General features: G+C 60.4%; 13 protein-coding genes. 9 read left to right on the top strand and 4 right to left on the bottom strand.

The window, feature by feature from the left end; genetic code table 11:
• Nucleotides 1-3 precede the first annotated feature (3 nt).
• The 5 genes from BLW56_RS12450 to BLW56_RS12430 are packed head-to-tail and all read left to right on the top strand — an operon-like array spanning nt 4 to nt 5,260.
• Entirely contained in the window at nt 4-1,299 is a 1,296-nt protein-coding gene (locus BLW56_RS12450) for a lipopolysaccharide biosynthesis protein (RefSeq protein ID WP_093511033.1), read from the top strand.
• 19 nt (nt 1,300-1,318) lie between these two features.
• Nucleotides 1,319-2,479, top strand: a complete 1,161-nt coding sequence (locus tag BLW56_RS12445) for an N-acetyl sugar amidotransferase (protein ID WP_093511032.1) — start codon at nt 1,319-1,321, stop codon at nt 2,477-2,479.
• Nucleotides 2,476-3,621 (top strand): glycosyltransferase, encoded by a 1,146-nt coding sequence (locus BLW56_RS12440; protein ID WP_143043457.1) that lies wholly within the window; start codon nt 2,476-2,478, stop codon nt 3,619-3,621. The genes BLW56_RS12445 and BLW56_RS12440 overlap by 4 nt, the downstream gene beginning before the upstream one ends.
• A 14-nt stretch (nt 3,622-3,635) precedes the next feature.
• The gene (locus BLW56_RS12435) at nt 3,636-4,289 is read left to right on the top strand and encodes a PIG-L deacetylase family protein (RefSeq protein WP_093511030.1); all 654 of its coding nucleotides are present in this window, start codon (nt 3,636-3,638) and stop codon (nt 4,287-4,289) included.
• A 14-nt stretch (nt 4,290-4,303) separates the two neighbouring features.
• Nucleotides 4,304-5,260, top strand: coding sequence for a UDP-3-O-(3-hydroxymyristoyl)glucosamine N-acyltransferase (locus BLW56_RS12430; RefSeq protein ID WP_093511029.1), 957 nt, complete (start codon nt 4,304-4,306; stop codon nt 5,258-5,260).
• A gap of 11 nt (nt 5,261-5,271) precedes the next feature.
• Here BLW56_RS12430 and BLW56_RS21010 read toward each other — a convergent pair whose 3' ends face one another.
• Genes BLW56_RS21010 through hisH form a run of 4 tightly spaced genes read right to left on the bottom strand, consistent with a single transcriptional unit; the run spans nt 5,272 to nt 8,502 of the window.
• Nucleotides 5,272-5,937, bottom strand: a complete 666-nt coding sequence (locus tag BLW56_RS21010; RefSeq protein WP_177175962.1) for an acetyltransferase — start codon at nt 5,935-5,937, stop codon at nt 5,272-5,274.
• A complete protein-coding gene (locus tag BLW56_RS12420) occupies nt 5,937-7,079 on the bottom strand; it encodes an N-acetyl sugar amidotransferase (protein WP_093511028.1) in 1,143 nt (380 codons plus the stop codon). The genes BLW56_RS21010 and BLW56_RS12420 overlap by 1 nt, the downstream gene beginning before the upstream one ends.
• On the bottom strand, nt 7,076-7,870 hold the full coding sequence (locus BLW56_RS12415) for a HisA/HisF-related TIM barrel protein (protein ID WP_093511027.1): 795 nt from the start codon (nt 7,868-7,870) through the stop codon (nt 7,076-7,078). The genes BLW56_RS12420 and BLW56_RS12415 overlap by 4 nt, the downstream gene beginning before the upstream one ends.
• The gene (hisH, locus tag BLW56_RS12410; protein WP_177175961.1) at nt 7,870-8,502 is read right to left on the bottom strand and encodes an imidazole glycerol phosphate synthase subunit HisH; all 633 of its coding nucleotides are present in this window, start codon (nt 8,500-8,502) and stop codon (nt 7,870-7,872) included. Before hisH ends, BLW56_RS12415 begins: the two co-directional genes overlap by 1 nt.
• A gap of 326 nt (nt 8,503-8,828) precedes the next feature.
• Between hisH and BLW56_RS12405 the strand changes: the two genes are divergently transcribed.
• Genes BLW56_RS12405 through BLW56_RS12390 form a run of 4 tightly spaced genes read left to right on the top strand, consistent with a single transcriptional unit; the run spans nt 8,829 to nt 12,687 of the window.
• Complete coding sequence (locus BLW56_RS12405) at nt 8,829-9,893, top strand: Gfo/Idh/MocA family protein (RefSeq protein WP_093511025.1); 1,065 nt, start codon at nt 8,829-8,831, stop codon at nt 9,891-9,893.
• Nucleotides 9,886-10,350: an acyltransferase gene (locus BLW56_RS21005; protein WP_093511024.1), complete on the top strand. Its 465-nt coding sequence runs from the start codon at nt 9,886-9,888 to the stop codon at nt 10,348-10,350. Before BLW56_RS12405 ends, BLW56_RS21005 begins: the two co-directional genes overlap by 8 nt.
• Before the next feature lie 2 nt (nt 10,351-10,352).
• The gene (locus BLW56_RS12395) at nt 10,353-11,450 is read left to right on the top strand and encodes a DegT/DnrJ/EryC1/StrS family aminotransferase (protein ID WP_093511023.1); all 1,098 of its coding nucleotides are present in this window, start codon (nt 10,353-10,355) and stop codon (nt 11,448-11,450) included.
• Between the two features lie 7 nt (nt 11,451-11,457).
• Nucleotides 11,458-12,687: a glycosyltransferase family 4 protein gene (locus tag BLW56_RS12390; protein ID WP_177175960.1), complete on the top strand. Its 1,230-nt coding sequence runs from the start codon at nt 11,458-11,460 to the stop codon at nt 12,685-12,687.
• Nucleotides 12,688-12,853: the final 166 nt, after the last annotated feature.

Here is a 12,853-nt window from a genome sequence, read left to right as displayed (position 1 = left end):
CGCGTGTCGCGGCTGTCATCGCTCTTCGCGCAGGCAAAGCGCAGCCTTTTCGTTCGTAACGTCGCCATCATGATGGGCGGCACCCTGATCGCACAGGCCATTCCCGTACTGATCAGCCCCTTGCTGACGCGGCTGTACACGCCCGCGGAACTGGGGATTTTCGCGGTCTATTTTTCGCTGACGATGTTCCTCGCGGTGGTGGCGACCGGCCGATATGACCTCGCGATCATGCTGCCCGCCAACCGCGACAAAGGTGTCGCGCTGACCCTGTTGTCGATGGGCCTGTCCGTCGTCACCGCCCTGCTGTTCATGGTCCTTGTCTTCTTCGCCGGCGAGTGGATGGCACACGGCGTCGATGCCCCGGCGATGCTCCCCTGGTTGTGGCTCGTCGCACCCGCGACGATCCTGATGGCGAGCTATGTCTCGCTGACCTACTGGCTCAACCGGCAGGGCCGCTATGGCGTGATGAGCCGAAACCGCGTCATGCAATCGACGCTGCTCGCTGGCGGCCAGCTCGGGATGGGGGCGACGATGTCCGGCCCCGCCGGGTTGATGCTCGGCCATTTCGTAGCTCAACTGGTGACCACCGCGACGATCTTTCGGGATTTTCTGCGGCAGGTACGCCGCCGGTCCTTACGGGCATGGCGGCACGACATCGTCGCCGTCGCGCGTCGCTATGCCCATCACCCGAAATATCTTCTCGCGGCCCACGTCGCGGACAAGGCCGCGATCGAAAGTCCGACGATCGCGATCGCCGCGCTATATGGTCCGCGCGAAGCCGGATTTTTCATGATGGCGCAAAGGATCATCGCGCTGCCCACCTCGCTGATCGCCAACGCGGTGGGCGACGTCTATCGGCAAAACGCGACCGAAGCATGGCGGCGGCAACGCGAGTTCCGGTCGCTGTTCGTCCGCACGATGTTATCGCTCGCCGCATTGGTGGTCGCCCCCCTTGCGGTCGTCGTCCTGATCGCCCCCGAAGCCTTTGCGCTGGTCTTTGGAGAAACCTGGCGCGTCTCGGGCTTTTATGCCCAGTCTCTCGCGGTCGCGGCCGCGCTCCAGTTCGTCCTTTCGCCGCTCGACAAGGGCGCGCTCATCGTCGGCGCGGTACGCTATATCAGCATCTGGGAATATTTCCGCGTCAGCCTGATGGCGGCGGTGATAGCCGTTTGTGCGGTGTGGAAACTCCCCGCCGCCTATTTCGTCGTTGGCGTCGCTTTTGCGAACGCCACCGTTTACCTCGTCGACGGATTCGTCCAATGGCGGATCAGCGGCGGCAACAGCCGTTTCGCTCGATAAAATACGGAAATTTCAGCGGATGGCCCGCCCCTATCAAATCTGCACCCGCACTGTGATGGATACGTCGGATCCGGCGATTTCTTTCGACGCCGCCGGCGTATCGAACCATTTTCACAACGCGCGCATGCGCCTCGCCAAGGAATATTTCCCCGGCGACGACGGATCGCGCCGCATCGAGGATATCGCCGCAACGATCCGTGCCGAAGGCGCAGGCAAGCCCTATGACTGCATCATGGGCGTCAGCGGCGGTGCGGACAGCAGTTTTGTGGCGATCCGCGCAAAGGAACTGGGTCTGCGGCCGCTCGCCGTGCATCTCGACAACGGCTGGAACACCGACACGGCCGTGTCGAACATCGAACTGTTGCTGCGCGAACTCGATATCGATCTCTTTACGCATGTCATCGATTGGGAAGAGTTCAAGGACATCCAGCGGTCGCTCTTTCTCGCCTCGGTTCCAAATATCGAGGTCGCGACCGATCATGCGATCACCGCGCTTCTGTATCACAAGGCGGCCGAACATGGCGTTCGCTTCCTGCTCTCGGGATCGAATGTCGAGACCGAATCGATCCTGCCGCGCAGCTGGGGGCACGACAATCGCGACTGGCGTTCGATCAAGGCGATCAAACGCCGCTTCGGCAACCCCGACGTCGGCATTGCAACCTATCCGCATCTGAACCCATTGCGCTTTCTCGACTATATCCTTCGCCGGAAAATCCGCTTCGTTCCGGTTCTCAACTATGGCGGATATAACAAGGCGCAGGCGGTCAAGGTGATGCAGCAACGGTTCGGCTACAACGCCTATGCCCGCAAACATGGCGAGAGCCGCTTCACCCGCTTTTTCCAGGAATATTACCTCCCGGAAAAATTCGGCTTCGACAAGCGCCGGGCCCATTTTTCGAGCATGATCGCATCGGACACGATTACGCGCGAAGCGGCGATGGCGGAACTCGACCGCGACATGTACGACCCGGTCGAAAAGATGATCGATATCGAATATTGCTCGCGCAAGCTCGGTTTCTCGGAAGCCGAATGGCGCGCCGTAGTGGCCGCTCCGGCGGTTCACGCGACAAATTATCCCAACAATGGCTGGCTGTTCGATCACAACAACAACCGCGCGACGGCACTGGTACGCAAGTTCGCAAAAGGCGAACTCTTCGGAAAGAAAGGTGGCGACGCGTGACCCCGACAGCCCCCATTGTCCATATCTATTACAGCAACATGGCGCATGAAAGCCGGCTGCTGCGCGCCGCGAAAGCGGCGGTCGAAGAAGGGCTGGCCAGCGAGGCGATCGGGATCGGGTATCAAGAGGGCGCATTTGCGGACGAAGAGGTCATGGCCGACCGCGTCACCTTTCGCCGGATCCGGCCGCCCAAATGGTCGAGCGGCGGCGGCAAGATCGCCCGCCTGATGCGCTGGCCGCTCTGGACCCTGCGTGCCGCACGCGAAACGGCACGCGCCCGCCCGTCGGTCGTCCAGGCGCATAGTCTCGCGGCCATGCCCGCCGGCATCCTGGCGGCGCGGATCATCGGGAAAGCGAAGCTCGTCTATGACGCGCACGAACTGGAAAGCGAACGAACCGGCTGGTCGAACGGGCTGAAGCGCATCGCGCGCGTCGGCGAACGGCGGTTCGTGCGCATGGCCGATGCGGTTATCGTCGTCAGCGCGACCATCGCAGACTGGTACGCCGAGCATTATCGCATCGCAAAGCCCTACCTGATCCGCAACATGCCCGAGACGCCGCAGGAAAATGGCACTCGGGTCGACGGCATTCGGAGCAGATTGGGTCTGGCCGAGACCGACATGATCTTCGTCTATCTCGGCAAACTGACGCATGGACGCGGCATTCCGATCCTTGTCGAGGCGTTTCAGCGCTGCCCGCCGGATCGTCATCTGGTATTGCTGGGCGATGGCTCTATGGAAACATGGCTACACGGCGTGGCTGCCGCCAACCCGAACATCCACGTCCTTTCCCCCGTCCCCTCCGCCGAAGTCATCGGTTTCATCGCATCGGCCGATGTGGGCCTCAGTCTCGGCGAGGATGTTTCGCTCAGCTATCGCTATTCATTGCCGAACAAACTGTTCGAATCGCGCCACGCAGGCCTGCCAGTGATCGTCGCGAACATGCTGGAGATGGCCAATTTCGTGCGCACTCATGGCGGCGGCTGGATCGTTGATCAGAATGTCGCAGATGTCGAAAATCTCGTCCGGACGATCGACAAGGCAGAAGTCGCCAGAGTCTGTGCCGCGGCGCGGCCGATACCGCGCTGGGAGGACGATCGTGCCCTCTACATAAATATCATCAAAGACCTCACCCGATCGTAAAGATAGGAACGCGCATGGAACTTCAGAATCTTGGGGATTTTTCGATCAAAACCGCGCTTGTGCTCGGCGCACACCCCGATGACGAGATGGGCTGCGCCGGACTGATATGCCGTTTGCGCGATGCGGGCGTCGACGTGCATCACTATTATTTCTCTGACTGTGCAATCAGCACCATCGCGCGCGGCCACCCGCCTGAACTGTTGATCGAGGAATGCGAAGCAAGCCGGCGGACGCTGGGCCTCGATCCCGCCCATTGCGGCGGCTTCGACTTTCCGGTGCGCGAATTCCCGCGCGTCCGCCAGGAACTGCTCGACGAACTCATCCGCCTGCGGCAGAAAATCAATCCGCAGCTGGTGATGACGGCGAGCCGCGACGACATTCACCAGGATCATTCCACGCTGACGATCGAGGCCATCCGCGCGTTCAAATATTCGACGATTTTGGGCTATGAGCTTCCTTGGAATTGCCGGGTCATGCGGCACGATTTTCTCGTCCGCCTCACCGACAGCCAGCTCGAACGCAAGATTGCGGCGATCCAATGCTATCAGACGCAGCAAGGCAGCATCTATACCGATCCCGACGCGATCCGGTCACTGGCGCGGGTCCGCGGGATGCAGTGCGGCGCTACCTACGCCGAATGCTATGAACTCATCCGCGCCATCCTTTGATTTTGGAGAGCCCCATGACGGTGCAATTGTCGGAAATTCTCGCCAGCCTCGGTGAACTCGTGGTCGGCGTTCGCGGGACGCCCGATCGCATCATTACCGGCGCAGCGGCGCTTGATCGCGTTGCCACCGACCAGCTGACCTTCGCGCGTGCAACGGGTGACGCGCTGACGGACGCCATCGCGAAGGCACCGGGAGCAGTCATCCTCTGCTCGGCGATTGCCGACGAAGCGGCATCCCCGCCCGAGGGCGTGACGCTCGTCGAAGTGACAAATCCCCGCCTCGCGTTCATTCGTGCGCTGCAGCGGTTCTTCCCACCGGCGCGCCCGGGCGCCGGAGTGCATCCGAGTGCCGTGGTCGAGACCGGTGCCCGCATCGACCCAAGTGCGTCGGTTGGCGCGCATTGCTACATCGGCCCTGAAGTGGTGATCGGCGCGGGATCGATCCTCTACCCCAATGTCGCCATCTATTGCCCGACGCGGATCGGCGCCAACGTCACCATTCATGGCGGGGTCGTCATCGGGGCCGCCGGCTTCGGCTATGAACGCAACCAGAGCGGTGCACTGGAAAGCTTTCCCCACATCGGCGGCGTGATTATCGAAGACGATGCCGAAATCGGATCGAACACCTGCATCGATCGGGCAGCACTGACCGACACAGTCATCAAACGGGGGGCCAAGATCGACAATCTTTGCCACATCGCGCACAATGTCCAGATCGGTGAAGATGCTGCGGTCATTGCGCTTTCCATGGTGGCCGGCAGTTGCAAGATTGGCGATCGCGCCTGGCTCGCACCGGGCGCAATGGTGCTGAACAAGGTCGACATCGGGGTCGACGCGACCGTCGGTTTCGGTGCGCTGGTTGTAAAACCCGTCGGCGATGGCGAAACCGTGATGGGCGTCCCGGCGGTCGATCAAGCAAGGTTCCGGGCGACGCAAAATGCGCTGAAAAAGCTGGTCGCGGAAAACGGATAATTTCCGGGAAGTTATTGCTGCTCCATGACGCGCGCCGGATTGCCGACGACGATGGCACCCGGCGCGACGTCTTTCGTAACGACGGCGCCCATACCCACGACTGCGCCTTGCCCGATCGTCAGCGGACGGCCGGGGGCGCCTTGTTTGATAACAGCGCCCGCTCCAACATAGGCATAGTCGCCTATATGCACATTGCCATTACAACTAACGCGGGGAGCAAAGGTCACGAAATCCCCAATTACGCAATCATGTTCTACGTAACTATAAATATTGCACTGAAACTGACGCCCAATTCGAACGTTGGTGGTTATCATTGCATTCGACATCAAAACGACCCCCGTGCCGATCGAATTTCCAAGGCCGATTTCGGCACTTGGTGCTCGAAAATCAAAGGCGGACAATCCTGCCTCCAGACATTTTTTTTCTAGGCGCCTACGTGTATGTCCGTCAGCTACGCCGATAACAAAACGATCGCCTATGCCAAGACATTCAAATGGAACAACCGGCAATGGCGCGATCGCGCCGGGATCATCGTCGACGAAGACGACCTGCATCTTTGTGCCGGTGTTCTTAGCCCATATATTGGACGCTTGGATGAGTGAGTGGGCCAAAGCACGCCCGCATCCACCCGTGCCATAAATAGCGATATTTCGCGGCAAGGTGCTTTCGCCTGTCATCAGAAGCGGCCGCGAATTGCAGCGAGAGTCCTTTGGAGGGAATGACGGACGCGAACGGACGCTTTTATAAGCCTTTCATTGTTCGGAAAGTCGCGCGGATAGGCAATTGGCATTTCCATCACCCGCTTCCATTCCTCCTCCGAAAAACCCAGCTTGCGCGTGCAATATTCGATATCGATCATCTTGGAGATCGGATCGTAGAGCGGCTTCTCCAATTCGGCCAGCGCTGCGTCGCGCGTCATCTGCTCCGATGCGATCAGGCTCGACAGATGCGCCTTGCGTTTGTCGAACCCATATTTCTCCGGCAGATAATATTCCTGGAAAAAGCGCGTGAAGCGGCTCTCGCCATGTTTGCGCGCATAGGGAACATAGCCGATGCGCTGCTTCATGATTTCCAGCGCCCGCGCCTTGTTGAAGTCGCCATAATTAAGCAGCGGGACGATCCGGATTTTCTTGACATAAATATAGCGCACATAGTCGATGAAACTCATGTGCGGATAGGTGTCGATGCCGATGCGGCGATCGCCGAACTTCTTTTTCGCCGCAAGGATGATCCGGGAATCGTCGGCATTATAGCCCCAGGCCCCCGGCAGGATCGCTTCGGTATTGGCATTTGATCCGCTCAGAACATAACGGACGCCGAATATTTCCGCGGTCTGCAGCAAAAGCGCCTTGATCGCATGATCGGTCACCGCCTCGATATTCGGCAGGGACGACAGAAAGACCGAGCGCTGCAGATCGCGAAACTGATCCCAGTTCACCACATGGGTGTACAGGTCGATATCGAGCTTTTCGAGCAGCGAATGAATGTTCGACACCGCAGTGTCCGTATTCCAGCCGTTATCCAGATGAACCGCGAGCGGCCGGAGTCCGAGGTCGCGCGCCATGACGCCGACATAGCTGGAATCGACCCCTCCGCTGACCCCCATGACGCAGTCATAGGGCTTGTCCCTGCCCTCTGCGCGAATCTGGTCGGCGAGCGCGCGAAGTTCGCCCTCCCCCGTAAGGCCCGGCTTGACGAGGCGCGCGATCAGATCCTGCGCATGCCAATAGTGACTGGATACGCCATTTTCGTCGAACTGGATTTCCGGATCGGTCGTGTCCATGACCGTCCGGGTGCACATCTGATAAGCGGAGGTCATGCGACAGTCGTCGCCTCAGAAGTTGCTCGTGCAGTGGCGACCGCGGCAGCGCGCTCCTCGGGGCGAGGATAGTTGATCAGCACCGCCTGCAACCGTCCGTAAAAGGCGAACATCGATCCCGCTGCGGCTGCAGAGGCGCCGTCGTTCAGAATGACTTGTGCAAGGTCATCGACCGTATTGGCGCCGCCGAGCGCCACGACCGGAAGCGTCGTCGCCTGCACGATCGACCGGATCAGCTCGCTGTCATAACCGCACCGCAACCCGTCGCGATCGATCGACTGGATGATGATCTCGCCCGCGCCCTGATCGGTGGCGCGGCGCGCCATCTCGACCGGCGTAACGCCCAACGCGCGCGTGCCACCCCGGCTGTAGACCTGGTAACTGCCATCAGCTTCGCGCTTCGCATCGATCGACACCACGACACTCTGGCTACCGAACTGCTTTGCGGCCTCCTCGACGAGCCCGCCGCCTTCGACGAATGCGGTATTGATCGAGATCTTCTCGATCCCGTCCTTGAAAAGCCCCGCCGCCTGCTCGACGCTCTCGATCCCGCCGCCGAAAGCGAGCGGCATGAAACATTCCTCGGCAAGATGGCGAATGACGTCGGGCCGGGACGCATTGCCGCGATGGGCGCCGATATCGACGACGATCAATTCGTCGGCCATCTTGCTGTTGAAGATCTGCGCGGCGTTGACGATGTCGCCGATATAGCGCGCGGGCTGGAACCGGTGCGTTTTGACGGCGCTTGTGCCGTCGAGCAGCAGCACGGGAATAAATCGAAGCCGGCGCATCAGATCCTCGCGAAATTGGTCAGCAATTCGACGCCGAACATATGGCTTTTTTCCGGATGAAACTGCACGCCCATCACATTGTCGCGCGCGCAACCGGCAACGAACGGATAGCCGTAATTGCACCAGAACAGCGGCTGAACCGCGTCGCTACGCGGGACGACGTGCAGGCTGTGCACAAAATAGAAGCGCTGGTTTTCCGCCTGTTCGCTCTGCGTCAGGGGATGCGACTTGTCGGCGTCGACTTCGGACCAGCCCATGTGCGGAACCGGCAGGGCTGCGTCGAGCCGGGTCCGGTCGAAATGCCGGACTTCCATGTCGAGCAAGCCCAGCCCCTCGCAATCGCCTTCTTCGCTATGATGCGCCAGAAGCTGCATGCCAAGGCAGATGCCGAGGACGGGTTTGCGCTCCGTCAGCGCGACATGGCGGATCGGCTCGATCCAGCCACCTTTTTCGAGATTGGTCATCCCGGCGCGAAAATGTCCGACACCCGGCAGGATGATCCGGTCGAAGCGCTCCAGATCGTCCGGCGAAGAGATGCAGGTAGCCAGAATTCCCGATCGGCGCAGCATGTTGCGGACCGATCCGACATTGCAAATCCCATAGTCGATGATGCCGACATGATTTGCCGTCATCTCATCCGCATTCCCGTCCATCGCGCTTTTCTGTTCCACAGGGAATCCTATTTCGTCAACTTGCCCGACACCGCATTTGCATGCGCCTGACAAGGGCCACCCTTGGCCGCTTCCCCTTGGCCCGGCCTCTACAAGCTATTGATTTAATCTCAAGGGGCTTTATGCGGACGCGAAGGAGCCAAAGTGACCGGAATCCATGGAATCGCCCTTGAATCTCACGGTGTGTACCTGACCCACGGCGGCGCCCCCTTTCCGGCGGACGCATAGCTGCGCCGGACGCTATTCCCAAAATCACGGCGGGTTCGAAATACCCGGGAAGGATATCGATGTTGGACTTTTGCATTGTCGGTTGCGGTCGAATCGCCAAGCGGCACAGCGAATTGCTCGGGAACGGCGTCATCGGGGGTGCGCGCCTGGCTGCCGTCTGCGACATTGTTCCCGAAAAGGCCGAGAAGATCGGCAAGCAGTTCGGCGTGCCCTGGTACACCGACATGCACAAGATGATGCAGGAGATCAAACCCGCCGTCGTCACGATCCTGACCGAAAGCGGCAACCACGCACGCCACACGATCGAACTTGCACGATATGGTGCGCATGTCGTTGTCGAAAAGCCAATGGCCCTCACGCTGTCGGACGCCGACGCGATGATCGCGGCATGCGACAAGGCGGGCGTTCGCCTGTTCGTAGTCAAACAGAACCGTTTTAACGTTCCTGTCGCCAAGCTGCGCGAAGCGCTTGAAAAAGGCCGGTTCGGCAAGCTTGTCATGGGCACCGTCCGCGTCCGCTGGTGCCGTCCGCAAGCCTATTATGATCAGGACAGCTGGCGGGGCACCTGGGCGCAGGACGGCGGCGTCCTGACGAACCAGGCAAGCCACCACGTTGACCTTCTCGAATGGATGATGGGCGATGTTGTGCGTGTGTCGGCAATGAGTGCGACACGGCTGGTCGACATCGAGGCCGAAGACACCGCCGCCGTCGTGCTGCAATTCGCCAATGGCGCGCTTGGCGTCATCGAGGCGACGGGGGCGACGCGGCCCACGGATCTCGAGGGATCGATCTCGATCCTCGGCGAAGGCGGCACGGTGGTTATCGGTGGCTTCGCGGTGAACAAGCTCGAAACCTGGAACTTCGTCGACCCCGAGGCCGAGGATGACGCCGTGATCCAAAATTATTCGGTCAATCCGCCGAACGTCTATGGTTTCGGCCATCAGGCCTATTACGAGCATGTCGTCGACGTGATCAACAAGGGTGGCCCGCAACTGGTCGACGGCCTGACCGGGCGTCGCAGTCTCGAACTGATTTCGGCGATCTATGAATCGATCGAGACCGGCAAGACCGTGGACCTGCGCTTCAACCCGCGCATGGCCAAGCTCGGCCGCGCCGATGGCTGATCCCATTTTGCTGCAAAGCGGTATAAGGGATGTCCAGTTCGGCGAAGGCGTCAAGGTGGTCGAACCCGCCAACATCTATGGTTGCACGATCGGCGACCATAGTTTCATCGGACCGTTCGTCGAAATCCAGAAGGATGTGTCGATCGGGCGGCGATGCAAGATTCAGTCGCACAGCTTTGTGTGCGAACTGGTGACGATCGGCGACGATTGCGTCGTCGCGCATGGCGTGATGTTCATCAACGACCTTTTCCAGACCGGCGGCCCGGCAATGGGCGATCGCGCGCTATGGCGTTCGACACGGATCGGAAACAAGGTGTCGATCGGGTCGAACGCGACGATCTTGCCCGTAACCATTTGTGACAATGTCGTCGTCGGTGCCGGATCGGTGGTCACGCGCGATATCGACGAACCCGGAATTTACGCGGGCAATCCCGCACGCAAGATAAGGAATCTCTGACGGTGGTGAAGTTTCTGGACCTGGTCGCCCAATATGAATCGATCAAGGTCGACGTCGATGCCGCCATTGCCCGCGTGATCGGCAATGCCGCCTTCATCGGCGGCCCCGATCTCAAATCCTTCGAAAGCGAATTCGCCGCCTTTCAGGAGGCCGAGCATTGTATCGGCGTCGCCAATGGCACCGACGCGATCGAGATCGCGATCGAGGCGCTCGATCTGCCCGCGAACTCCGAAATCCTCGTCCCCGCGAACAGCTTCATCGCCAGTTCCGAGGCCGTGACCCGCGCAGGCCACCGCGTTGTCTTCTGTGAGGCCGACGCGATCAGCTATACGATCGATCTCGCCGACGCCGAACGCCGCATTACACCGAAAACCGGGGCGATCATCGCCGTCCATCTTTACGGCCACCCCTGCGACATGACGGGCCTGATGGAACTCGCAGGCCGTCACAATCTCAAAGTGATCGAAGACTGCGCGCAGGCACATGGCGCCGAAATAGACGGCCGGCGCATCGGCGCTGTTGGCCATATCGGCACATTCAGCTTCTATCCGGGCAAGAATTTGGGCGCCTATGGCGATGGCGGCGCGATCCTGACCAACGATGCCGACCTCGCCCGCAGGTCGCGGATGATCGCCAATCACGGCCGCATCGACAAGTATGACCACCAATTCGAGGGACGCAACAGCCGCCTCGACGGGCTGCAGGCCGCAATCCTTCGCGCCAAACTGCCCCATCTTCAGAGCTGGATCGACCGCCGCAATGCCATCGGCCAGCGCTACCTGTCGGGACTGGCCGGCACCGACGGGCTCACGCTGCCCTCGATCAAGCAGAATGTCCGCCACGCTTTCCATCTCTTCGTCGTTCGAACCGCGCATCGCGATGCGCTGCAAGGCTGGCTGAAACAGCAAGGGATCGACTCCGGCGTCCACTATCCGATCGCCCTTCCCGATCTCGCCGCCTATGATTATCTGCGCAGCGACAACACACCCACGCTGGCTTCGGAGTTCGCGCCGACGTTGCTTAGCCTTCCCATGGGCGAGCATCTCTCCGATGCGGACGTCGATCAGGTCATTGCGGCGGTGCGCGCATTCCAGCCGTAACGCCCATATGCACATCGTCTATCTGCATCAATATTTCTTCACCCCCGACCAACCGGGCGGCACGCGGTCCTATGAAATGGCGCGCCGCCTCGTCGCTGCCGGACATCGGGTCGACATGATCACCAGCGATCAGCAACCGGTCGCGGGCGGGCCCGACTGGCGCGTCACCGAAGAAGCAGGCATTCGCGTTCATTGGAAGAACCAGCCCTACAACAACAGCATGGGCTGGCTGGACCGGATCAAGGCCTTTTTCGGTTTTGCCATCGCCGCTTCGCGCCGCGCCGCATCCTTTCACGACGCCGACGTGATTTTCGCGACGAGCACCCCGCTGACGATCGCGATCCCCGCGATCTATGCGTCCTGGCGCCTGAAGAAACCCTATGTGTTCGAAGTCCGCGACGTCTGGCCCGCGGTTCCGATCGCACTGGGGGCCCTCAACAATCCGATCCTTCGCTGGCTGGCCCTTCGCCTCGAGCATGAGGCTTACCACCGCGCGGCTCGCGTCGTGGCGCTGGCGCCGGGTATGGGTGACGAGGTTGCCAGCACCGATTATCCGCGCGATCGGATCACGATCATTCCCAATGGCTGCGACAACGACATTTTCGGAGCGCCCCCGCCCGTCGATGCGCTCGCGGACTATGCCGAATGGCTTGGCGACCGTCCGCTCATCATCTTCGCCGGAACCTTGGGCAAGGCAAACAAGGTCGGCTACCTCGCCGATGTCGCCGCGGCGATGCTGAAACGCGATCCCGAGGTGCGTTTTGCGATCATCGGTGCCGGTGCAGACCGCGACGCGATTGCCCAGCATGCGGCGAACCTCGGGGTACTGGATCACAACCTGAAGCTGGTCCCGGCGGTCCCGAAAAGGATTCTCGCCGGCTGGATTCAGCGCGCCTCGATCTGCCTCGCCATGTTCTCCGGGCCGCCCATCCTGTGGAAGGATGCCGTTCAGAACAAGTTCTTCGACTCCTTGTCTGCGGGAAAGCCGGTTTTTTCCAACCATGCTGGTTGGCAATGCCATATCGCCATAGAACATGACATCGGCGGCTCGATGAGCCCCGACGACCCCGACGCGGCGGCCGAAACCTTGCTACACCATGCACGCGATAGTGCGTGGCTCGCGGGGGCGGCCCAGCGCACTAAGGCTCTTGCACATGGCAGATTCAGCCGGAACAACTTGGCACGCGAACTCGAAAACTGCCTGTCCGATGTGGTGCGCAACGACAAGGCAAACTGACCGTCATCGCATAACTCCCGGAAAAACGGAGAATGAAATATTTACCAAATAGGTAAAAATCGCTTTCCTACATTCAATCTATGTTCTTAGAGCTTCGTTCAGCATTCGTGGACTGATCGCAGCCCGGGCCAGTCGTGGTCCGGGACCATGAAGCTGTATCCCATCG

The sequence above is a fragment of the Sphingopyxis sp. YR583 genome, from assembly GCF_900108295.1.
Lineage (GTDB): Bacteria > Pseudomonadota > Alphaproteobacteria > Sphingomonadales > Sphingomonadaceae > Sphingopyxis.
The sequence above is the reverse complement of the archived record's forward strand: the minus strand, read 5'-3'. Positions and strand labels throughout refer to the sequence as shown.